This window comes from Paenibacillus sp. FSL H7-0323 (assembly GCF_038002725.1).
Taxonomy (GTDB): domain Bacteria; phylum Bacillota; class Bacilli; order Paenibacillales; family Paenibacillaceae; genus Paenibacillus_AQ; species Paenibacillus_AQ odorifer.
This window is the reverse complement of record NZ_JBBODB010000001.1, coordinates 3,128,314-3,149,333: the sequence shown is the minus strand read 5'-3', so window position 1 is coordinate 3,149,333 and position 21,020 is coordinate 3,128,314. Positions and strand designations below refer to the sequence as shown.

The 21,020-nt window shown below is 48.0% G+C and carries 23 protein-coding genes and 1 tRNA gene; 20 read left to right on the top strand and 4 right to left on the bottom strand.

Annotation, left to right across the window (positions count from 1 at the left end; all coding sequences use genetic code 11):
- The first annotated feature begins 137 nt into the window (after nt 1-137).
- Nucleotides 138-1,613 (top strand): glycosyl hydrolase, encoded by a 1,476-nt coding sequence (locus tag MHH89_RS14315; RefSeq protein WP_076308210.1) that lies wholly within the window; start codon nt 138-140, stop codon nt 1,611-1,613.
- A 73-nt stretch (nt 1,614-1,686) separates the two neighbouring features.
- Here the strand turns inward: MHH89_RS14315 and MHH89_RS14310 are convergent, their stop codons facing one another.
- Nucleotides 1,687-2,178, bottom strand: a complete 492-nt coding sequence (locus tag MHH89_RS14310; protein ID WP_076279278.1) for a PH domain-containing protein — start codon at nt 2,176-2,178, stop codon at nt 1,687-1,689.
- A 117-nt stretch (nt 2,179-2,295) separates the two neighbouring features.
- Here MHH89_RS14310 and MHH89_RS14305 point away from each other — a divergent pair, with 117 nt between their 5' ends.
- Together MHH89_RS14305 and MHH89_RS14300 are read left to right on the top strand one after the other, a co-directional pair.
- A complete protein-coding gene (locus MHH89_RS14305) occupies nt 2,296-2,856 on the top strand; it encodes a hypothetical protein (RefSeq protein ID WP_076128860.1) in 561 nt (186 codons plus the stop codon).
- A gap of 213 nt (nt 2,857-3,069) precedes the next feature.
- Nucleotides 3,070-3,405, top strand: a complete 336-nt coding sequence (locus MHH89_RS14300) for a YolD-like family protein (RefSeq protein ID WP_076185234.1) — start codon at nt 3,070-3,072, stop codon at nt 3,403-3,405.
- Here the strand turns inward: MHH89_RS14300 and MHH89_RS14295 are convergent.
- Nucleotides 3,402-3,566: a hypothetical protein gene (locus tag MHH89_RS14295; protein ID WP_169744799.1), complete on the bottom strand. Its 165-nt coding sequence runs from the start codon at nt 3,564-3,566 to the stop codon at nt 3,402-3,404. The two genes, MHH89_RS14300 and MHH89_RS14295, sit on opposite strands and share 4 nt — an antisense overlap.
- 117 nt (nt 3,567-3,683) lie before the next feature.
- Here MHH89_RS14295 and MHH89_RS14290 point away from each other — a divergent pair, with 117 nt between their 5' ends.
- From MHH89_RS14290 to MHH89_RS14275, 4 genes are all read left to right on the top strand, one after another.
- Nucleotides 3,684-4,370, top strand: a complete 687-nt coding sequence (locus tag MHH89_RS14290; protein ID WP_076220018.1) for a M15 family metallopeptidase — start codon at nt 3,684-3,686, stop codon at nt 4,368-4,370.
- A gap of 75 nt (nt 4,371-4,445) precedes the next feature.
- Nucleotides 4,446-4,922: a WGxxGxxG-CTERM domain-containing protein gene (locus MHH89_RS14285; RefSeq protein WP_052097266.1), complete on the top strand. Its 477-nt coding sequence runs from the start codon at nt 4,446-4,448 to the stop codon at nt 4,920-4,922.
- 159 nt (nt 4,923-5,081) lie between these two features.
- A tRNA-Leu gene (locus MHH89_RS14280) sits at nt 5,082-5,167 on the top strand.
- 270 nt (nt 5,168-5,437) lie between these two features.
- Entirely contained in the window at nt 5,438-7,030 is a 1,593-nt protein-coding gene (locus MHH89_RS14275) for a sensor domain-containing diguanylate cyclase (RefSeq protein WP_341087390.1), read from the top strand.
- 262 nt (nt 7,031-7,292) lie between these two features.
- Here the strand turns inward: MHH89_RS14275 and MHH89_RS14270 are convergent, their stop codons facing one another.
- Nucleotides 7,293-7,961 carry a hypothetical protein gene (locus MHH89_RS14270; RefSeq protein WP_036683328.1) on the bottom strand — a complete coding sequence of 223 codons (669 nt, stop codon included), beginning with the start codon at nt 7,959-7,961 and terminating at the stop codon, nt 7,293-7,295.
- 303 nt (nt 7,962-8,264) lie between these two features.
- On the opposite strand from MHH89_RS14270, the gene MHH89_RS14265 reads away from it, so the two are divergent.
- The 7 genes from MHH89_RS14265 (at nt 8,265) to MHH89_RS14235 (ending at nt 12,273) form a co-directional block, all read left to right on the top strand.
- Nucleotides 8,265-8,633, top strand: coding sequence for a BlaI/MecI/CopY family transcriptional regulator (locus tag MHH89_RS14265; protein ID WP_036683325.1), 369 nt, complete (start codon nt 8,265-8,267; stop codon nt 8,631-8,633).
- Between the two features lies 1 nt (nt 8,634).
- Nucleotides 8,635-9,759 carry a M56 family metallopeptidase gene (locus MHH89_RS14260; RefSeq protein ID WP_051491285.1) on the top strand — a complete coding sequence of 375 codons (1,125 nt, stop codon included), beginning with the start codon at nt 8,635-8,637 and terminating at the stop codon, nt 9,757-9,759.
- Between the two features lie 177 nt (nt 9,760-9,936).
- Entirely contained in the window at nt 9,937-10,431 is a 495-nt protein-coding gene (locus tag MHH89_RS14255) for an RNA polymerase sigma factor (protein ID WP_076281296.1), read from the top strand.
- A 310-nt stretch (nt 10,432-10,741) separates the two neighbouring features.
- Nucleotides 10,742-11,038, top strand: coding sequence for a hypothetical protein (locus tag MHH89_RS14250; protein WP_051491284.1), 297 nt, complete (start codon nt 10,742-10,744; stop codon nt 11,036-11,038).
- Between the two features lie 62 nt (nt 11,039-11,100).
- The gene (locus tag MHH89_RS14245; RefSeq protein WP_076281298.1) at nt 11,101-11,523 is read left to right on the top strand and encodes a hypothetical protein; all 423 of its coding nucleotides are present in this window, start codon (nt 11,101-11,103) and stop codon (nt 11,521-11,523) included.
- Complete coding sequence (locus MHH89_RS14240) at nt 11,517-11,777, top strand: hypothetical protein (protein WP_256717515.1); 261 nt, start codon at nt 11,517-11,519, stop codon at nt 11,775-11,777. Before MHH89_RS14245 ends, MHH89_RS14240 begins: the two co-directional genes overlap by 7 nt.
- Nucleotides 11,778-11,982: 205 nt before the next feature.
- Nucleotides 11,983-12,273: a helix-turn-helix domain-containing protein gene (locus MHH89_RS14235; RefSeq protein WP_076281299.1), complete on the top strand. Its 291-nt coding sequence runs from the start codon at nt 11,983-11,985 to the stop codon at nt 12,271-12,273.
- A 218-nt stretch (nt 12,274-12,491) separates the two neighbouring features.
- On the opposite strand, the gene MHH89_RS14230 is transcribed toward MHH89_RS14235, so the two are convergent.
- Nucleotides 12,492-12,701: a hypothetical protein gene (locus MHH89_RS14230; protein ID WP_076281300.1), complete on the bottom strand. Its 210-nt coding sequence runs from the start codon at nt 12,699-12,701 to the stop codon at nt 12,492-12,494.
- 200 nt (nt 12,702-12,901) lie between these two features.
- Here MHH89_RS14230 and MHH89_RS14225 point away from each other — a divergent pair, with 200 nt between their 5' ends.
- From MHH89_RS14225 to MHH89_RS14200, 6 genes are all read left to right on the top strand, one after another.
- Nucleotides 12,902-14,710: a cache domain-containing sensor histidine kinase gene (locus MHH89_RS14225; RefSeq protein ID WP_076187403.1), complete on the top strand. Its 1,809-nt coding sequence runs from the start codon at nt 12,902-12,904 to the stop codon at nt 14,708-14,710.
- Nucleotides 14,711-14,713: 3 nt separating this feature from the next.
- Complete coding sequence (locus MHH89_RS14220) at nt 14,714-16,345, top strand: response regulator (RefSeq protein ID WP_341087387.1); 1,632 nt, start codon at nt 14,714-14,716, stop codon at nt 16,343-16,345.
- 172 nt (nt 16,346-16,517) lie between these two features.
- Complete coding sequence (locus MHH89_RS14215) at nt 16,518-17,900, top strand: ABC transporter substrate-binding protein (protein ID WP_036683312.1); 1,383 nt, start codon at nt 16,518-16,520, stop codon at nt 17,898-17,900.
- 104 nt (nt 17,901-18,004) lie between these two features.
- Nucleotides 18,005-18,907, top strand: a complete 903-nt coding sequence (locus tag MHH89_RS14210) for a carbohydrate ABC transporter permease (protein WP_036683309.1) — start codon at nt 18,005-18,007, stop codon at nt 18,905-18,907.
- 14 nt (nt 18,908-18,921) lie between these two features.
- Nucleotides 18,922-19,758 carry a carbohydrate ABC transporter permease gene (locus MHH89_RS14205; protein WP_036683306.1) on the top strand — a complete coding sequence of 279 codons (837 nt, stop codon included), beginning with the start codon at nt 18,922-18,924 and terminating at the stop codon, nt 19,756-19,758.
- Nucleotides 19,759-19,814: 56 nt separating this feature from the next.
- A complete protein-coding gene (locus tag MHH89_RS14200; protein ID WP_139330107.1) occupies nt 19,815-20,825 on the top strand; it encodes a glycoside hydrolase family 130 protein in 1,011 nt (336 codons plus the stop codon).
- The last annotated feature ends 195 nt before the right edge of the window (nt 20,826-21,020 follow it).

The window sequence follows — 21,020 nt, the reverse complement described above, 5'->3', positions numbered from 1 at the left end:
TGTTGAGCCGTGAATTTATTCAGCAGTTCCTTATATCGTCCCAACTTATTTTACAACTTCATGTCCATTCGCTGAGTTCATGTCATTATTGTCCCCATACTATAACTTAAAAAGATTTAAAAGGATGGTGAGAATAGATGGAGCAGCGGATTATTCGTCAGATGGTTGATTCAGCATCAAGGTTCGTGGGCGATGTGCAGTGGCAGATGGCTTTTCGCAGATTACAAATGGCTCCGGCGGATTCGGGGCTGTCGTCCTCGGCTCAGCTATTGCTGAATACCCTCTATTACTTGCAGGGAAAGGGTGTGATAAGCGGCCAACATGATTATTTGGAAAGTGCAGACGAGCTCATGGAGAAGCTTAAAAATACCAGCGGGCAATATGCTGCGCTGCATGGCTACGAGCTGGGCGCAATCAATAATCAGTCACAGGCTCTAATTGACAATCAACGGAATTGGGTCGTCAGCAGTGCGATACGCTGGTCTAGGGCCGGCGGGATCGTAACGATGTGTTATCACGCTGCATTACCGGGGACAGCGTCAACTTGGGGGAATGTAAATACGAGCCTAAGCAATGCTGATTTTGATAAATATATAACCCCAGGTACCACCCAGTATAATGCTCTGTTAGCTGATCTGGATAAGATAGCCTTGTCGCTGAAAAAGCTTAATGACGCAGGGGTTCCTGTACTTTGGCGGCCGTATCATGAAATGAATGGTGGATGGTTTTGGTGGGGGCAAAAGAGCAATTACGCTGCATTGTGGAGCCTTATGTTCGATCGTTTTACCAATTATCATAAGCTGCATAATTTATTGTGGGTTTGGAGTCCAAACGCAAAAAATCAGTGGTGTGATGAGCCGGCAGAATACTATCCGGGCAGTGATAAGGTAGATGTGCTGGCGCTCGACATTTATGACGCGGATTTCAAGATTAGTCATTATGATAATTTATGGGATCTGGGTCGTGGCAAGCTGATTGCGATTGGTGAGAATGGAGAGCTTCCGTCTGCTGAACTGTTGTCCAAAACACAGCCCAAATGGTCTTATCAGCTGACCTGGGGGAAACTCCTCTATGAGAAGAATACCGACGCTGTGATAAAAGCTTTTATGAACGACAAAATGGTATTCACACGAGAGGAGTATGCTGCTGAGGCCGCCGCTTTCGCTGCTATTGGGGATAGTGTGCTGGAGAGTGGACTCTGTGGCCAATATTACAATAACATGACGCTTAGCGGCACGCCTGCACTGTTGCGAACGGATGCCAATATTAACTTTTCATGGAGACAAGGTTCGCCTGATCCTGCCATTCGTGTAGATGCATTCTCTGTGCGGTGGAGTGGGAAGCTGACGGCTGCTTTTAGCGAGGTGTATACCATTTATTCCTACTCTGATGATGGGATACGGGTATGGATTGATGGCGGGCTAGTCATTGATAGTTGGGTGAATCAGAGCGGCCAGGAACGAAAAGGGAGTATAAACCTGATTGCAGGTAAGCCGTATGAAATAAAGGTGGAGTATTATGAGAATGCGGGCGACGCCCGGGTTGTTTTGCAGTGGGAGAGTCCGAGCCAGATCAAGGGGGTTATCCCAGCGGGGGCATTTTATCTTCCTTAAAAAAGAGTACTTCAAGTGTGCAAGCGCAAGCAAAAAGCCCCGGTTTTCCGGGGCCTTTTTACGTATGAACGTCTTAAATTTGCTCGCGGTAGCTAATGTTGTTGGCGATCTTCTCGTCACGAACGGCTTTGCGCAGAACATCTTTGACGGTTTGGGCATCATGGATTTTTCGAAAAAGAAGCTGAGGCGCTGAGGCATCATCAGAAAATACAGTTAATGACCCAATGCCAAGCATCCGGTCCATGATAGACTGTTTTACGGATAAATCGCGTACGCGCAGCAATTCGATTTCTTCAACATTTTTACCGATAAGTCCGGTCTTTACCATAATACGCTGACTTGTAATGGTATATGAAGTTGTGTTAAGTCCTACGATTCCTTTGAGTCGATCCGAGATGCCGGCAGGTTTGCCTTTCCAGAGCACGACTTCTTGGATGACATGATTATTATCTACTGCGGGTCGATGAGCGGTTACTGGAGCGGTACCGTCAAGGCTGGTTCCACATTCTCCACAAAATTTAGCGCCCTGCTTGTATTCCGCTCCACAGGTGGTGCAATAAGGCATAAATACTCTCCTTTCCTGATCACAATTAAAATAATTATAACATAACAGTCATTTTACATATATTTCATTTGCGCTTTACACAAACCGACATTATCCTGTTAAGTGGAGGGATAAATAATGAAAAAAGCTTTACTAATAGGAATGCTGATGATGACTGTCATCCTTAGCGCCTGCAGCAATAATTCAACTTCATCGGCACCTGCCACGGAGGAAGAAGTGCAGGAGACCGTGCAAAACTTCTACAATGAAATGTCTAAACTTGAAGAGTCAGGAAAAACTTCTTTAGCGGAGTTCAACGAAGCCATTGCTGGTTATTCAGCAGGAGAACTCACGGACAAGCAGTTGGAGAAGAAAATTAAGCAATTCCAGAGTACCGCAACTGATTTATCGAATCAAGCCGAGAAAGTAAAAATTTCCTCCAGCTTGCCTGAAGACATTCGTAAGTTGCTCGAAGAGTCTAAAGTTGCCTTTGAAAGTGCTTATTCTTTAAAAGAAGAGGCCTCTCAAGGTGCTGATTCCGCAAACGTTACGGCTGAGCAATTTAATGAATTGAATCAGAACGCTGATGTAGCGATGTTATTCGGTATTTCAAAGCTTAACGAGGCAAGAGAAGCAACAGGACTTATAGACTCCGAAGGTCAGGCTACCTCAGAGTCTGGGGACGTTGTTCAAGAATAAATCAAATCAGGCGCTGCGCAGTTTATCTGTCAGCGTCTTTTTGCTGCGAATTTTAGCTTGGATAGATATACATTAATATACATCTTTTGAATAAAGAGTGACTCTTAAAAAGGTATCTTTTTCCTGATTATTGATTAATATGCGAAGATGCGGATATAATACAAACATACGTTCGTGTTCAGAGGAATAGAATATAATTAAGGAGGGGTTACCATGGGCAAAAAGCTGGAGAAAAACGGGCTGTGGGAAAGCAGCCGCATGATGCTGCCGGAGCATAAGATACGAATTATAAGAGATGAACGGGAAACGCTGCGCCGCATCAAGCCTATTCTGGATGAGCAGAAGCTGGAGGAGATTGAATGTACACTGGCTTTGTCGTTGCGGAGTCATGTACGAGTGACAGTTATTCTTTTTGACCCTTTTGAAAATACGATGTTAAGTGGTTTTGTGACTTCCATTCACACCCACTCGCGTGAGTTTAAGCTGCAGTGGGCGGAGGAATGGAAGTGGATCGATGTGGATGATATTGTCGAGGTCTACATCGTTTAATGCTGAGAACCGTTGCCTTCGCTTTTCTCATAAGCGATTAAGGTAACGGTAGGATTACCAGTCAGATGTGCAATGGAAGCTTCAGCATTCCGAATAATTTCCAGTGCTTCTTCCTGTTCACTAAGGGCTGCAACTTTATAGCTATCGCTATGAATATCCATATGTCTCCCACCTTTCGTTAAATATTTTGTCCTTTTTTGTGGAAATCATCCTAAAGGGGACAGGGGTACAGGCAAATAGGGCAGCGGCATCATTGAATATACCAAAGGGGTGATTCTATGCTGACTTTGGAGCAATTGAGGGAAAAATCCGCGGCGCGTCTGGTCGGGCTTCATCCTGTCTTGGCGGCAGGTGCGAATGTTTTGATTCAGCAAAGCCATGCGAGAGGAGTCCCTATCGTTATTACTCAGGGTCTACGGACCATTGCTGAGCAAAATGCTTTGTATGCGCAGGGTAGAAGCAAACCAGGACCGATAGTTACCAACGCTAAAGGCGGTACCAGCTATCATAATTATGGTCTTGCGTTTGATTTTGCGCTTTTGCTGCCGAATGGCACTAGCCTTTCTTGGGATATCAATCGTGATGGTGATAAGGATAAGACAGCAGATTGGCAAGAGGTTGTACAGGAGGCTAAGCGGCTTGGTTTAGAATGGGGCGGGGACTGGACCTCTTTTAAAGATTATTCACATCTGCAAATGACTTTCGGTTTAACTATAGATCAACTTCGGGCAGGTAAACGTCCAACGACGGACCAAGCCAAAGAGGCTTTAAAAAAGATTACCGGAGGGGATGATCAGGTGAACAAAGACGTTACAGTGACCATTAACCTAAACGGCCGCAAGCTTACCGATGGCGTTCTCGATACCGGAACAACCTATGTACCCATACGTGCGCTGGCTGAGGCGCTTGGAGCAAAGGTTACTTATGATGCTGTGACTAAGACAGTTAATGTAGTAAAAGAGTAAAACCACCATGCATAGACAGTGCCGTCCAAGGGGAAATTATCAGTGATAACTAACCTTAAAGGGAGGCATAACACTGTGAACAAGCTGATAACAAGCCTTGCATGCGGTACTGTATTATCAATGAGTCTAATGGGAGCTAGCTATGCATCAAATGCCGTGGGATCAGCAGCATTGGGCGGTATCCCCGCCGCGAATACCGGGATGGATGGGACTGCGGAACACACTCGGATGATGAATACGGAAGGCAATTTAATGAACGGCACCACGGGAACAATGAATCAGCATGAGAGCATTATGAAAGACAAGATCCGCATCGATGATAATTACAGACCTAACAACTACAACACCAATAACTACAATGACACCCGGAACAACTACAGAACCAACAGCACTGTCAACCCGGCAACCAACACCACACAGACCGGCAAATACCGTGCAACTAGTACAACAACGAATGCTGCAACTAACAAAGGATCTAACTGGGGCTGGCTCGGTCTGCTTGGACTTTTGGGTCTTGCCGGAATGAGAAGCAGAAGTGACGAGCGTAGATAATCCGCGTTTATAATAACCCGTATCGGTTCTGGCTGAACGGGTTATTTTTATTGTGAATAAATTTTTTTCGAAAAAGGATTGCGCGTTATCGATATTCATGATATTATATTTCTTGTCGCGTTATATGTGAACAACGTATGAAGCTTCAACACATAATATGCCGGGGTGGCGGAACAGGCAGACGCACAGGACTTAAAATCCTGCGGTACGTGAGTACCGTACGGGTTCGACCCCCGTCCTCGGCATCATAGTGAAAACCTTGAGAAATCAAGGTTTTTTTGTTTTTCTTGAGTAAAACTTCCGTCAAAAGCTAAGGTTCACTCCTTTTCAGTGCTTGTCTAATCACAAGTTCTGGAGAGGAGTTTTTTAATATGTAAGATTTCATGAACCGCCGTATATCAAACGGTAAGCAGAGTGGTATGAGAGATCCGAGCCTTTTGATTACTGTCGAATAACATCTTAATTTGTTGTATTATTAATTAATCTAGTTTTCAAGAACCAAGGAGGGTTAAAGTTTGCTTACACTGAGAAGAGCCGACCCGCGTCAAAGTAAAAAGCTCAGTCTTACATCGCTGCTTACGGGCTTGGTTACGCTGGTGGTTCTACTAACCTCAAGCATCCTTCTGATTGGCTCTTACGAGTCTAAAAAACAATCATTGATGGAGACTACACTCCATCTGAATTACTACAACGCTGACCGAATGACCAAAACAATGGATTCCTTATTTCAGTCCATGCGCAGCAGTTTGGAATACAGTGCTGACACACTCTCCGATGACGAAACCTCAACGCCGAAGCAAGTGGATGATAATTTGGAACTGATGCGCAATAGTAGCAATTACTTCAATTCTATCGCCGTGCTCGATGCCGACGGGCTGATCCGCAATGTAGTACCGACTAGTTTGGGGTCAGTAGGAAACCATATTACTTCTAAGGTCGGTTTAGAAGCTCTGGCGTTAAAAAAACCTTACATATCCTCCCCCTACATGACCCAAACCACAAAGAGACTAATCGTTTTTATGAGTCAGCCGATTTTTAGCAAGAATGGTACATATCGCGGTATTTTGAGCGGCACATTTTATCTGCAGGAGAACAATATTTTGTCTATGATTTTTGGCGACAATAACGTGGACGATTCTGGCTCCTATTATTATATTGTGGATTCAAGCGGGCATCTGTTGTACCACCCGGATAAGCAGCTCATTGGGAAGGATGTCAGCAATAACAAGGTTGTGCAGAAACTCATGAATGGGGAGAGTGGGGAACAGCAAGTGCGTAACACCCGTGACGTTGAAATGCTTGCCGGATACTCCAGCGTTCCAGCCAACGGATGGGGAATTGTGGTCGTTTCGCCGATTAGTGTCATCCATCATCAACTGATGGGGCACCTTCGGACCATTCTCTGGTATTCGTTGTTTCCGTTCATTATCCTCCTGATGGGCGTCATTCTCGTAGCACGCAAGCTGGCCCGGCCTTTTGTGTACCTGGCAAATCTGGTGAGCAGGATGGGCAAGGAGAAGATTGAATTGCCAGAAGCAAAGCCGCAATGGAGCCGAGAGGCAGATCTGCTGACCAAGGCTGTGTTGCTTGCCGTGACGGATATTCAGAAGCAGACGGATCAACTGACCCAAGAGGCTACGACGGATGCTCTGACCGGTTTAATGAACCGGAGATCGTTAGAGTATACGATGAGTCAGTGGATTGACTCAGGACAACCGTTTTCGCTCATTGTACTGGATGTAGACAAATTCAAACTCGTGAACGACACTTACGGTCATCTCATCGGCGACGAAGTGCTGAAACATGTAGCCAAAGTTATAGTTACCTCGGTTCGTCCAGACGATGTTTGCTACCGCTACGGCGGTGAAGAGTTCATCATCTTGCTAGCCCACACAAGACCTGAGGAAGCTTTCATCATAGCTGAAAGAGTCCGGCGGGCAATGGAACAAAGCAGGGGGCCAATCGAGACACAGGTTACAATCTCTCTAGGAATCGCCCATTATCCTTTTCATACATTGGAGCGGGAGGGGCTGCTGGAGAAGGCGGATCAGGCGTTATACTTGGCCAAGAGCAGGGGAAGAAACCAGACTATGGTCGCTGATGTTTGAAACAATGGCTCGAAATATAGAAGCATATAAACCTCCTTTGCTATATCTGACTAAATCAGATGAAGTAGAAGGAGGTTTTGTCAATGGCTATACGTTTAACAAAAGTTAAAAAGGCAGCAATAGCAATAATGGAAGAAGCATTAAACAGTCTATCAATTAGAAGAAAGCGAATAACCTCAATGAACAAGCAGTCCTTGATTACCCATACATATCAATCTACGTTTCAAACATCTACCCGACACTACAGAATCAGATGATGAGTTTAGCCGTCAACTACGCTCATTTGCGCATATCCTGTTGTGCTGTACGTGCTAGCCCGAGCCCCATATGCAGTGTTTGAATTCAGTTTAGTGAGATATAGTTTTCCACCTTGCGGTAAGTTATTTGCATAACCTACATCCGAACCAGTGTTAAGATTTGTGAAACCGGCATTATAGCTTGTCCCTGGTAAAGAATCACCTATCATTGTGACTCTATTAGCGCTGGAATAAAAGGTGTAAAACGGTAGTGACGCTCCAGAATTTGAGGGTTCAAATAAGTAGACAAACCCAACATAATTCGCGGCTAGGGTATGAAAATCATAAGTTTGAGGCTTAGTTAACTGTTCTTTTCGTACATCTTCTTTCAATTTAGGAACATCCCAACCTGGAAAAAGGTCCGAAAATTCTGGAAGTTCTACTAACATTCCATCGGGCAACTCATAGCCAACCTGACCATCAACAGTCCAAGAAGTACTGTATATTATAGAATTCCTTGCATTCAAGATGTCGTCTTTCCATTCCGTAGGAGCTGCGTCAACATCCTGATAAGCGAGCTTCTCTTCCGACAGGGAAGCGAAGTAGTTCTGCTGATTACTTGCAAGCGCAAAGCTTGGAGTGAGGAGGAGGAGGAGAGCCAGGGCCGAGAAAACAAAGAGAGATTTCTTTTTCATTAACTAGTAGCCTCCATTCTAAAATTGGGAATTTGGTTTTTCGTTCAACGTGAAAGTATTCGTTAATTGTTCATCGGAATTGCCTCCGTTTCATTAGTGTTAAACTATGAAAATGCTTCTTCATAATATATATGTCTTAATGTATCGAATTGGGGACAAAGATTTTCAAAAATATCCCAATATTGTTATTGTGTGTGATAAATAGGATAAAATATTTCTATTTTATAGATTTGACATGAATTCAAGACAAATGTAGAATATCATTGTAGACAGTTGTCTTAAAGGAGTTGATTAATAGAAATAATGAGAAAATTGCCAGATGCAGAGTTTGATATCATGAAAGTTGTGTGGGCCAATGATTCACCTATAACGACTAATGTTATTATGCAACAGCTTGGAAATGATAGGAAATGGAAAGCGCAAACGGTCATTTCTCTTATGTTACGGTTGGTTGAGCGTGGCTTTATTCGAACTGAAAAAAAGGGAAAAGAGCGCACTTATTTCCCTTTAATTAACAAAGAGGAGTACCTGAAATTTGAAACAGGCGACTTTATGGAGCGTTTTCATGCGAATTCATTCGTTAGCTTGGTTGCTACGCTATATGCTAGTAACAAAGTAAAGGACAGTGACCTCGATCAATTGGAAAATTGGCTGAAAGATAAGAGGGAGTGATATGCAGGGATTTTTAGTTACCGTGCTCCAATGCTCTGTATCTATGTCATTGCTGACGCTTGTGTACGCGGCAATACAGCCCTTTATATCCAAACGATATGTCGCAAAGTGGAATTATAGGGTTTGGCTGCTGCTTGCGGTAGGCTGGATATTCCCCTTTCGTCCACAGATTGACCTATTAGTTCTCCCTGTGACCATGCCGGATCTTCCTGCAACGCTTGTTCCATCCATAATCCGTACTGTCCCCTTAATGGACTTTGGGGATAGGGGGGATGCTTGGGCAACAATCTCTTTATGGTGGGTGCTTACAGCGATTTGGGGGTGCGGTATTGTAATCATAATACTGTATCATGCTCTACGGCATAGTCGTTTTATGAAGACGGTACGTCGTTGGAGTGATCCTGTAACCGATGCGAAGGTTCAAGGGATTTTAGACAGTGTAAGGTCGGAACTCGGGATTAAAAAGCATATAGGTTTATGCGTATGTGAAAGCGTTACAAGTCCTATGTTCATTGGCTTTATACAGCCTGTCATTTTACTGCCGCGAGTGAAACTATCAGATGATGAAGTGTATCTAATTCTAAAGCATGAGTTGATTCATCTTAAACGGCATGACCTCTGGTGCAAGGCCATGATCTTGATTGCAACCTCGTTTCATTGGTTCAATCCAGTTGTCTATCTTATGGCAAAAGCGGCAGCGGAACAATGTGAAATCTCTTGTGACGCATTGGTTTTACAAAACGCAGATCATCAACGGCGAATACAATATGGGGAAATCATTATTACTGTTGCGAGGAATGGGGCGAAGCTCCAAACAGCATTATCAAGTAATTTTTATGGAGGGAAAAAAGGTTTGAAAAATCGCATTTCTTCAATCATGGACCTAAAAGAGAAGAAAAATGGTGTTCTATTCCTTTGTGTGGCGCTGATAGGAATTATATGGATAGGGTCCGCGTTAACCGTTTCAGCTAACGCAGATGAACCTCAAGCATCTACTACTACCGAAGTTGTTACTTCGTCGTATGACAGAAATGACAATATTGATAGCGATAGTGAAATTGTTAATGAGGTAACACGCCTCAAAGAGCTATTGCGCCGCTATGCAAATAACCTAGGATATAAATGATGAATAGGAAGAAGGCAACCTTTTAGAAGGTTGCTTTTTTATTTTTAATTTTTTTGAAAAAGTGTTCCTATTATCTGTTTATAGGGTAGTATTAAAATACCAATATTTATATGTTTATATAAAATTATAACTAAAGTAGATTGTATTTCATAAAAAGGAAATGGTGGTGAGAAGGCGGTGCTAAATGATAATCAACGTCGCACCATAAAAGTATTATATACGGAAATGTATAGTTCATTGTTGGCATATGCACAAAGCAAGTTGAATGACCGCACACTGGCCGAAGAAGCCGTTCAGGACACATTTAGAATCGCATGTGCTAAAGCCGACAAATTTCTATTTTGTTCCAATCCGAAAGGCTGGCTATTTAATACATTAAAGAATGTTATTAAAAACAAAGTTCGCAGTCGGGCATACCTTAAAAATATAGTAGTAACTTCATTCGAAATAGATGAAAACGTTATCTTTGAGGATAGTGACGTACTTGATGTTGACTTTATATTTTCTGACTTAACCAATATTGAAGACTATAAATTACTTAAAAAAATTACTCTGGAGAAGTATTCAATGATGGAGGCGGCTAATGAAATTGGGATTTCTGTAGAGGCCTGTAAAAAACGGGTTCAGCGAGCAAAGAAGAAGTTGAAAAAAGTTTTGAAAAACATAGTTTAACCAGCCAGCAATCATGAAAATAATATAAGTGTTCTGGCGCAAAAAAACAGTGGCGCAGCAAGTATTGTATTCAACCTTGTTAGCAGGAGAGGTTACGGCTATCGTGGAGTGGATCTGACGAATGTCGCTACAATCCAAGAGGCTTTAGTGTTGCTAAAACAAGAGGCAAAAAAAAACCTTAAAGCAAAATGTATACGCTTACGGGTGGAGTGAAGAGTGTTGGGGCGAGCTTCCGGGGCAAAGCTTATTAGAGGAAGCTTTTACTGACAGGGCTGTAATCGCCATTAATTTGACGAAAAGCTATTGTTGGATGAACAAGCTTGCCCAGGATAAGTATCAGTTTCTCCCTAACCAATGCAGCGCGGAATCACGCGCCCGTCTCCTTCATGACATGATGCAGGATCAGGAATTAGTCAGACAAGAGTTTTTGGACTTTGCCCGAATGCTTGCTAAGCGGGGTGTAACTTCGATAAAAGATATAGGCTTTGACAGGCATAGCGGTTTGCTGCCGGTCCTTGAAGAGCTGGAAGCAGCGGGAGAGCTGCCGTTGCAGGTCCATTTCGCGCTTGGATGCTTATATGGCTGCTGTGGCCGGAAAAGAAAATGAAAGCCGGTTTTATAATTACAAGTCCATGCTTGAGGCCAATGTTCCGATTACGATGGGTAGAAATGGAAACGGTTAAACGTAAAATAAAATGGTCCCTTCCTCATAGTTATACATTGATTTTTCTGATTATCGTGGCTATTGCCAGATTAACCTGGATTGTCCCGAGCGGCCAATTTGACCGCCAGGAAGTGCTGGTGGATGGTTCCTCCAGAACAGCCATCATCCCGGGAACCTATCATACCGTTCCTAAAATCAGTGAGCAAGGGGATTTGAGACAAGGATTTGCCCAAATTGCCAGTGCGCCGTTGGAGGGAATCATCAATGCTGCTGATGTCGTCGCCTTCGTCCTGATTGTAGGGGGAGCTTTTAGAATTATTCTGCAGACGGGGGCGATTGACCGGGCACTGATGGCTTTAGCCGGAAGACTCAAAAGTGATTCCGATAGCCATGGTGATTTTCAGCGGTATTCCAAAATGATATTCTAAACCGCCAACACTTCATCAAGGAGAACGATGGGATAGAAGTAAGTTTCTCGAATCGGGATAAATTAATTATTGGCGGCTTCATCTTTACCTTGGGGCTTATTGTCTGGGGAATACTGAGCAAAGGCTGGTATATGACTGAGATCGGAGCGCTTTTCTTTGCACTTGGTATTTTTTCAGGGATTGTCACCCGGATGAGTCAAAAGGAAATTGCCGAGAATTTTGTTAAAGGTTGCGGAGAATTTATCTACGTGTGAGTTGTAATTCATCTTGTCAGCGTTTGTAACGATTTTTGGCACAAGTATCTTAGTCCTGATGGTCAAGAAACCCTTGATTTATCAGGGCTTTTTTAATGGTTTTCCTTGAGTATTATTAAAGATACTCTAAATGGCTAAAACTGATTTTAGGTTCAAAAGCTCGTGGATCAATTGTTGGCATAAATCGTAGTGTGGAGGCGGTTAAATGAACACTATTGGGGCAAATATTAAACAACTACGAAAAATACATAATCTTAATCAAACGGATTTTGCTAATAAAATCGGTGTTTCTCAAGGCAGCCTTAGTGATTTGGAATCTGGAAAAGGTAAGCCGGCAATAGAGACGGTTTTCTCAATTTGCTCTGAGTTCGGTTGTTCTTATGAATGGCTTTTAACCGGGAAGGAGCATTTAACTATTGGTGAATTAAGTGGTACAGTAGTGGAGTTATTGCAGACTGTTAAGGGGCTTAACCCTAGAGAACAGCTAGAACTGTGACAGATCGCAAAAATTAAGCGTGATTTACTATAAAGATGATCAAGCGGAAATAAAAACGTAAAATTGAAATTTTGACGTAGTTTTACATCTTCACATCCAGATGTCGAAGCAGCAAATGGAAGCAGTATATTGTTACCAGACCTATACATGGAATACCACATGAAGCAGACCAGATTGCCCGCCGCCATAATAAGTGAACACTGCGTTGCCGCCAGTATTCAGTTGGGGCAGGACTTCCTCAACGTTCCCCCCATCTCTGTTTCATGCTTCATAGAATCGCCCTTGAAACCGTCAGTTTGGCTAATTGTATTATTTTTTACGTATGAGGCAACAAAATCAGTGAGCTCTGCTACTGTTGGATTGTTCAACATTTGCCGCAGAAAGGCATCAAACGGAATGGACTGACCGTCACAAGCATAATTACTCAATCGCGCAGCTTCCCGTCAACTTGAGCCATGATTAGTGAATCCGCACCATGTTATGCGGAGGGCCCCCTGCCTATTGATAATAAGGGACGGAATCCGCTAAATAATCATGCCCTGTCTTGACACCGGACTGGAGCAGCCATATGGTACAAGTGACAAGAACATACAAACATAGGGAGATACATGCTCAAGAAGGGGGAACTATGAATACATTCACAGCCTATGGCCGTAAGATCCGGCAGCAGATCGCCGGCAGGTATTACCGGATATCCATCAAACAGAGGATTCTGTTTTCGTTCATCGTGCTGATTACGCTGTCCATCGGTGCAATGGGCAGCTTTTCGTATTGGATTGCCGCGCAGGAGATCGAGGATAATGCCTACGCCGGCAGCCGGGAGACCGTAAGCAAGACGGCACAGCTGCTGGATTCCCGCCTGAATGATGTGGCGCTGTCTGTGCAGTCCCTGATGCTGAGCGATGCGTACCGCAAGATGATGCTCGATGTGTTCAGCCATGATGTGTCGAATTACTATGTCCATCTGTCGGATCTGCAATATGTGCTCTCCCAGGTAACGTTCAATCAGCCGATCATCGAAAACGTGCTGATCGTTACCCCGATTGGCGATTTCTATTCCACTACGCAGATCCGGGCGCAGGACAACTCGTTCTACGGCTCGGAATTATATGATCTGAGCAAGGAGCGGCCGGGCGGCTACTGGGCCAAAGGACATTATGACCGGTTGTTCACGGGCAGCCAGCGGGTGGTCTCCTTCGTAGTCCGGGGGATTTATGAATACCCTTACACGCCGATCAGCAATGTATTTATTGTGGTCAATATCAGGGAGAGCCGGATAGATGAGCTGCTGAATACAGGCGGAGAACAAGCAGGGAGAAATTATTATCTGGTGAGCGGGGAAGGAGAGGCGGTGGTGGAGTCCCGCTGGCCGTTCCGGGGCAGGTTCCCCTGGAAGCCGGTGCTTGCCGAAGCCGGGAAAGCGGCCGATCCGCAGGACCACTACTACAGCTATGGCGGCAAGAAGTATCTGGTTAATTATACAAGCTCAGCGGTATCACCCGACTGGATCATCTCCGGCATGCAGTCGCGGGACCAGCTGCTGGGCAAGCTGCAGCGGGTGCAGCGCATTACCCTCTATGTCATCGTTGTTTTCCTGCTGGCCACCTGGCTGATCTCCAACCAGCTGACATCTGTGCTGCTGAAGCCCCTGTTCAAGCTGCGGCGGCTGATGCGCAGAGTCGAAGAGAACCAGCTCAGCGTGGTGTATGAGAGCCGTTATGAGGACGAGGTTGCCCAGGTCGGCTTTCAGTTCAACCGGATGATGTCAGAGATTAAGACGCTGATCGCGGATGTGAAGACCAAGGAGGAGGACAAGCGGCATGCAGAGATCCGCGCGCTTACGGCCCAGATGGAGCCGCACTTTCTGTACAATACACTCAATACCATCTATTGCAAATCGGTCATGGGGGAGAATGACGATGTAAATGAGATGATCCTGTCGTTGTCTCAGATGTTCCAGATCGGGCTCAGTGGCGGCAAGGATCTGATTACCCTTGCGGATGAGCTGTCCCACGTGCGGCAGTATTTCGCTATTCAGCAGAAATGCTATGAAGGTCTGTTCGAATACACGGTGACGGTAGAGGATGAGGCACTGCTTACCTGTCTGATGCCCAAGATTATCCTGCAGCCGGTGGTGGAGAACAGCATCCAGCATGGATTTAGCGACCGGACTTTAGGAGGCAGGATAGACATCACGGTCAGCCGGGAGCAGGGGCTGCTGCATATTTGCATTACCGACAATGGACGGGGACTTGATGCTGTACGGGTCAAGCAGGGGATGCTCAGTGCTCCGCAGTCGAGGAAAGGTTATGCCCTGTTCAACATCAGGCACCGGCTGGCGCTGTATTACGGGGACGAAGCCCGTATGGATGTGGGCGGCGAACCAAGTAAGGGATCACGGATGGATCTGTGGATTCCCTCAGAAGAGGAGAGATGAAGGATGGACCGGATGCTGGAGCTGGAAAGGTTCAAATTATGTGTAATCGACGATATTAAAAGTGTGGTGGAGATGGTCTCGAGCAAGCCGCCATGGCAGGAGCACGGTATTGAGGTAGTCGGTACAGCGCTGGACGGTGAAGCGGGGCTGCAGATTATCCGCGAGACCCGGCCGGACATTGTGCTGACTGATATCCGGATGCCAAGAATGGACGGCCTGCAGATGACCCGGGCGATTCTGGAGGAACTGCCGGACTGCAAGATTATTATCCTCAGCGCCTACTCGGAGTTCTCTTATGCCCAGGAAGCCATCCGACTAGGGGCGCTTGATTTCGTCAAGAAGCCCTTTTCCCTGAACGAGATTGTGCAGGCTGTGCTGAAGGCCAGGGAGTTGTGCCGGGAGGAGCGTCAGGAGACCACCAGACTTGCTGTGATGGAGGCCAAAATTAGAGAAAGTCTACCTATTCTCCGCCAGGAATATCTCATCTTCCTGCTGCACCACCAGACGACAGAATGGGATGCACGTTCTCGTTGGGCCTATCTCGATATCCCTCTGGACCAGCATGATTTCTTCGTATTTGTCGCCGAAATCGATCATTTCACGGAGAAGCTGAGCGGCCAGCCTGTGCAGGAGGTCGAGCTGCTGCGGTTCAGCCTGCATAATATTCTCGAAGAGACGATTTCCGCCTGGACCCGCGGCGTCATTATCCGGGAGGCGACAGACCGGTACGTCTGCATCATGAACGGCTCGGACCCGGATACGGCGGCGCTGGTTACGGAGACCTGCTGCACGAATGTAAGCCGATTCTCCAGGCATACGCTTTCCATTGGCGTGGGGCTGGGCGTAGCGGCGATCCAGGAGCTGGGTGTAGCGTACAGGCAGGCGATTAGCGCGCTGGGTTATCATTTCTACACCGGAGGAAACGGGGTCTACATTTACAGCAATATTGAGAATAAACCGCTCGCACTTCACAGCTACTCCGCCGCCGTTGAGCAGGAGTTACTGTTCGCCCTGCGTTCCGGCAATTCTGCCAAAAGCCTGCAGATGCTCGATCAACTATTCGCGGAGCTGCTGGACAGCGGGCTTTTGCCTGAGCCGCGTTATGTGGAAAGCGTCGGCTATGAGCTGGGCTACAGGATCTGCCGGGTCCTGCTGGAGCAGTTCCCCTACGGGCAGGTGGAGCCGCTGGAGCACAGGATTGCCGTCTTGAAGAACCGGGTGCATCCTTCCCTGCAGGATATCCGGGACCTGCTGTCCGGGCTGTGCCGGGAGGCCTGTGCGCTGGTTACGGAGGCCCGTTCCCTGGAGTCCACGCGGATTATCCGCCAGGCCGCCGCTTATATCGATAGCCATCTGGATACGGGGCTGTCGCTGGAGCAGGTGGCGAAGCAGATTAACCTCAGCCAGGGGTATTTCTCCAACCTGTTCAAGAAGGTGCAGGGGATTTCGTTTCAGCAGTATGTGATGCACGAGAAGATGGAGAAGGCTAAGGCGATGCTGATCAGCGGCCGGCAGGTTCAGGAGATCGCCCAGGATCTCGGGTATGAGCACAGGCGCTATTTCAGCGAGGTGTTCAAGAAATATACCGGAATGACCCCGTCCGAGTTCAAACTGCATTATCTTGGAAAAGAATAAAAATGCGCAGGGGAGGCATGTCCGCAGGGCGGAGGTGGCCTCCCTTCACTGTATAAAGCTCCTGCAGAAATCTGCCCTTAAAGTGGGCTTACCCGCCTTATCCGGATGCGCCAATCCGTCTATAATCAGGTTGTAAGCGAATACAACAGGGATATATAAGGGGGAACTACCAATGATGAAGCGTATGCTAATAACATCTCTGAGCCTGGTCCTGGCACTTGGCCTGACAGCCTGCGGCAACGGTAACGGTGGCAATGCTGCAGAAGGTAAGGGAGACGGGAAGACAGGCGGCTCGGGGGACAAGACCAAAATCAGCTACTGGACCGGCGACCGTCATGATGCGGATTTCGTGAAGGACAAGGTAGCCGAGTTCAACGCAACCAATACTGACGGGATTGAGGTGGAGCTGGTCGTCAAGGGCGACGACTTCGATACCGCACTCGATCTGTCCTTCCAGACCTCCGATGCGCCGGATGTAATCCGGGTGAAGGAGAATACCATCCAGACCTTCTACAAAAAAGGCTTTCTCGCTCCCATTGACGAGTTCCTCACCGATGAGCTGAAGACGAAATTCCCGGTCATGCCGGATCTGAATGAATTTGACGGCAAGCGTTACAGTCTGCCGAATTATGGAACAACCATGCGTCTAGTATACAACAAGGATCTGTTCGCCAAAGCAGGCGTTGAGCATCCGCCAGCTACCCTGCAGGAGCTGGTGGATACCGCCAAAAAATTGACGGAAGCCGGTAAAGCGGACGGCGCTTACGGCTTCGCCCAGAACTTCAAAAGCCCCGGAAGCGCGTTTGCGCGTTCGGCGCGGGTGATTGCGGAGATGAGCGGCTACGGCGGTTTCGGGTATGATTTCAAGACGGCCCGCTACGATTTCAGCGGCTTCGAGTCGATCATCAATGCCTTTAAGCAGATCCGGGACAACGGCAGCATGCTGCCGGGTGTGGAATCGCTGGATATTGATCCGCTGCGGGCGCAGTTTGCAGAGGGCAAAATCGGAATGTATATGTCCTACTCCTCGGAGCCGGGCGTCTACAAGAATCAGTTCCCGGCCAAGATTGACTGGGCAGCCGCTCCGGTTCCGACCATCGACGGCACCGTGAAGGGGGCTTCGGGCTTCCTCGGGGGCCAGTGGCTGGCGCTGAGCTCGAAGTCGGAGCACAAAGGAGCAGCCTGGAAGTTCATGGAGTTCATGTACGGCGATCAGGTGCTGACGGATTATCAGGAAAAAGGCTTTGGCATCTCCATGGTTCCATCCGTCAGCGCAGTAGCCAAGACACCGGATGTGAACGGCATTGAAGGCTTCCTGCCGAACAAGCACGATGGAGTGTGGCCGGTCTATCCGTCTGTAGCACCGGAAGGGATGAAATCGGATGACGCCTTCTTCAAGTATATGCTGAACGGCGGCGATCTGAAGGCAATTATCGCCGATCTGAACAAACGCTATAACACTGCACTGGACAGCGTGATTGCGAATGATGGCGTGAAGGCCGAGCCGGATGCCGGCTTTGACCCCGCCGCATTGGGCGGCAAGTTCGCCAAGTAGATGGAAGGTCAGGGATAGAGATATAGGCCAAAGCAGAGGGATGAGGAAGCAGCTTTCCCATCCCTCTGCTCTGGCCGCAAGGGAGAGGAGCCGGAAGAAACCAGATGAACAAAACAAAACAAGCCTTATTTTCATACAGCTTTATCTTTCCAAGTGCCTTGCTCACGTTGGTCCTCGGGATTTATCCGATTGCCTGGGCGTTCCGCTATATGTTCTATGATTACAAAGGGTTCGGAACGGCCCGGTTTACCGGGCTGGCCAATTTCAGCCGCATCCTGAAGGATACCCAGTTCTGGGATTCGGTGGTGAACACGTTTGTCTATGCAGGCGGCAAGCTGCTGATCACTATTCCGCTGGCTCTGCTGCTGGCCTCCATATTGAATCGGGGGCTGCGGGGCAGACAGCTGCTGCGGGGGATTTTCTTCATGCCGACCGTCATCAGTACCGCCGTAATGGCCGTAGTCTTCTTCACGATCTTTAACTCGTATAACGGGATTCTCAACCAGTTCCTGATCCGTTCGGGCCTTTCCGATTCCGGTGTGGACTGGCTGGGGCCGAAATATGCCATGCTCACCGTCATTTTGGTTGCGGCTTGGGGGGCGGTCGGCAATTACATGCTGCTCTTCCTCGCCGGTCTGCAGAATATCCCGGAGGATGTTTATGAAGCCTCTTCCCTGGACGGAGCAGGCAGACTCCAGCAGTTCCGCTATGTCACCCTGCCGATGCTCGGGCCTGTCATGCAGATGGTCATTATGCTGGCGATCATTACAGCTTTGAAGGGATACGAGAGCATTATGGTGCTGACCGAAGGCGGTCCTGTAGGCAAGACAGAGGTGATGTTCCTGTATTTGTACAAATTATTTTTCCCTGTCGGCGGAGGCAGCGCGGCGGTCCAGGTCCAAGAGTTCGGATACGGCAGTGCGGTCGCCTTCGTGTCTGCGGTCATCGTCGGGATCATATCGCTCATTTATTTCTACGCATCCAGACGTATGAATCAGACCGATTGAGGAGAGAGGCTATTATGAGAATAAGAACCATACTGGGCAATATCATCCTGTGGATTTTTTTGCTGGCATTTGCTTTTATCACCCTGATTCCGGTTGTTATCACCATTCTCGGCTCCTTCAAGACAAATGCCGAACTGACTGCGGGAGCCACCTTTCTGCCGGATAGCTGGCATTTCTCGAACTATGCCGAAGCCTGGGCACAGGCGAATTTCTCCAGATATACGCTGAACAGCCTGATTGTCTCTCTGGCGGCGGTGGTTGGCACGCTGCTGGTATCATCCATGGCGGCTTATGTGGTGGACCGGATGGATTTTGCAGGCAAGAAACTGTATATCGGCCTGCAATCCTTCACTATGTTCGTGGCAGTAGGGGCGGTCGTGCTGCGTCCGCAGTTTGATCTGATGGTCAAGCTTCATCTGCACAGCAGCCTGTGGGGGGTCATATTGATTCTGATCTCCGCCCATGCTTCGATCTTCTTCATTCTGTCCAGCTTCATGAAGGGGATTCCCCGTGAGCTGGATGAGGCGGCGCTGATGGACGGCAGCTCCCCCGGCCGCACCTTCTGGCGAATTATTCTGCCGCTGCTCGGACCTGGACTCGGCGTAGGTGCGCTGTTCACCTTCCGCGGCGCGTGGAATGAATATCTGCTGCCACTCGTGTTCACGATGACGAAGCCGGAGCTGCAGACGCTGACTGTCGGGCTGGCGAACCTGAAATACGGGATTTCGGCCGCTTCCCAGACCCACTATATGATGGCAGGCGCCTGCTTGTCCATTCTGCCGATTCTCGTAGCCTATCTGTTCGCCAACAAATCCTTCATGCAGATGACAGCCGGTTCCCTCAAAGGGTAGCGGTCCGGCCCTGCGCAACCCATATTCCATATTTAACATTCAAGGAGGTACACCCCATGACTCAACACGCTCCGGCAATTCTGCAATCTGCCCCGTTCATCCGGCGGTATCCGGGCAATCCTGTGCTGGATGCAACGAAGGTTCCTTACCCCACCGCACTGGTATTCAATGCCGGTGTAACGAAATTTAACGGCAAGTATGTGATGATCTTCCGTAATGATTACGGCTCACTGGTAGATCAGACGCTTGAGCCGCACCACACCACGGATCTCGGCATTGCTTACAGTGACGACGGGCTGAGCTGGACCGCCGGCCCGAAGCCAGTGTTCAAAATTCATGACGAGGAAATTATCCGCGCCTACGACCCGCGCCTGACCGTGATCGGCGGCCGTTGTTATATGTGTTTTGCCGTGGATACGCACCATGGCATCCGCGGCGGAATTGCCGTTACCGATGATCTGGAGCACTTCGAGGTGCTCAGCCTGTCTACACCGGACCTGCGCAATATGGTACTGTTTCCCGAGTTGATCGGCGGCAAGTATGTCCGGCTGGAGCGTCCCTTCACGGTATACAGCCGCGGCGGCCGGGACCGCTTCGATGCCTGGATCTCCGAGTCGCCGGACCTGAAGCATTGGGGCAACTCCAGCCTACTGCTCGCCGTCGAGCAGGTGCCGTTTGCCAATGACAAGGTTGGCCCGGCCGCACCTCCGGTCCGGACGGATAAGGGCTGGCTGACCACCTTCCATGCGGTGGATGTGGACCCGGCCAGAGGCAAGCAAGGTTGGGAGGACACCTGGAAGAAGCGCTATACCGCCGGAATTATGCTGCTGGATCTGGAGGACCCCCGCAAGGTGATCGGCATGAGCAGGCAACCGCTGCTGGCACCGGAGACAGACTATGAGATTGGCGGGGGCTTCCGCAATCATGTGATTTTTCCGGGAGGGATGATTCTGGAGGATGACGGCGAGGTCAAGATCTATTACGGCTCTGCGGATACGGTGGAATGTCTGGCAACGGCCCTTGTGGACGATCTGCTCCGGCTCTGTCTGGAGCCGGAGCATAGATAAGATTGGAAGCAGGCTGAGGGCGGAAATGCGGAGTAACAGTAGGGCCATGTGCCATGATTGGAGCGGCTTGCGCGGAGATTGTGCATGAAGTGCAACAATGCTAAATCAATAGCAGTGACCGTGGGGAGATTGTGCATAAAATGCAACAATACAGCTCAGTAGTAGCGACCAACGCAGAAATCCTGCAAAAGGTGA

What these genes read in the sequence shown, in the direction of transcription:
- MHH89_RS14205 (WP_036683306.1), top strand. Translation starts at nt 18,922, where the DNA reads ATGAGAATAAGAACCATACTGGGCAATATCATCCTGTGGATTTTTTTG.
- MHH89_RS14295 (WP_169744799.1), bottom strand. Translation starts at nt 3,566, where the DNA reads ATGGATATTCATAGCGATAGCTATAAAGTTGCAGCCCTTAGTGAACAG.
- MHH89_RS14220 (WP_341087387.1), top strand. Translation starts at nt 14,714, where the DNA reads ATGGACCGGATGCTGGAGCTGGAAAGGTTCAAATTATGTGTAATCGAC.
- MHH89_RS14270 (WP_036683328.1), bottom strand. Translation starts at nt 7,961, where the DNA reads ATGAAAAAGAAATCTCTCTTTGTTTTCTCGGCCCTGGCTCTCCTCCTC.
- MHH89_RS14260 (WP_051491285.1), top strand. Translation starts at nt 8,635, where the DNA reads ATGCAGGGATTTTTAGTTACCGTGCTCCAATGCTCTGTATCTATGTCA.
- MHH89_RS14290 (WP_076220018.1), top strand. Translation starts at nt 3,684, where the DNA reads ATGCTGACTTTGGAGCAATTGAGGGAAAAATCCGCGGCGCGTCTGGTC.
- MHH89_RS14210 (WP_036683309.1), top strand. Translation starts at nt 18,005, where the DNA reads ATGAACAAAACAAAACAAGCCTTATTTTCATACAGCTTTATCTTTCCA.
- MHH89_RS14200 (WP_139330107.1), top strand. Translation starts at nt 19,815, where the DNA reads ATGACTCAACACGCTCCGGCAATTCTGCAATCTGCCCCGTTCATCCGG.
- MHH89_RS14250 (WP_051491284.1), top strand. Translation starts at nt 10,742, where the DNA reads ATGAACAAGCTTGCCCAGGATAAGTATCAGTTTCTCCCTAACCAATGC.
- MHH89_RS14305 (WP_076128860.1), top strand. Translation starts at nt 2,296, where the DNA reads ATGAAAAAAGCTTTACTAATAGGAATGCTGATGATGACTGTCATCCTT.
- MHH89_RS14215 (WP_036683312.1), top strand. Translation starts at nt 16,518, where the DNA reads ATGATGAAGCGTATGCTAATAACATCTCTGAGCCTGGTCCTGGCACTT.
- MHH89_RS14235 (WP_076281299.1), top strand. Translation starts at nt 11,983, where the DNA reads ATGAACACTATTGGGGCAAATATTAAACAACTACGAAAAATACATAAT.
- MHH89_RS14315 (WP_076308210.1), top strand. Translation starts at nt 138, where the DNA reads ATGGAGCAGCGGATTATTCGTCAGATGGTTGATTCAGCATCAAGGTTC.
- MHH89_RS14265 (WP_036683325.1), top strand. Translation starts at nt 8,265, where the DNA reads ATGAGAAAATTGCCAGATGCAGAGTTTGATATCATGAAAGTTGTGTGG.
- MHH89_RS14310 (WP_076279278.1), bottom strand. Translation starts at nt 2,178, where the DNA reads ATGCCTTATTGCACCACCTGTGGAGCGGAATACAAGCAGGGCGCTAAA.
- MHH89_RS14300 (WP_076185234.1), top strand. Translation starts at nt 3,070, where the DNA reads ATGGGCAAAAAGCTGGAGAAAAACGGGCTGTGGGAAAGCAGCCGCATG.
- MHH89_RS14245 (WP_076281298.1), top strand. Translation starts at nt 11,101, where the DNA reads ATGGAAACGGTTAAACGTAAAATAAAATGGTCCCTTCCTCATAGTTAT.
- MHH89_RS14225 (WP_076187403.1), top strand. Translation starts at nt 12,902, where the DNA reads ATGAATACATTCACAGCCTATGGCCGTAAGATCCGGCAGCAGATCGCC.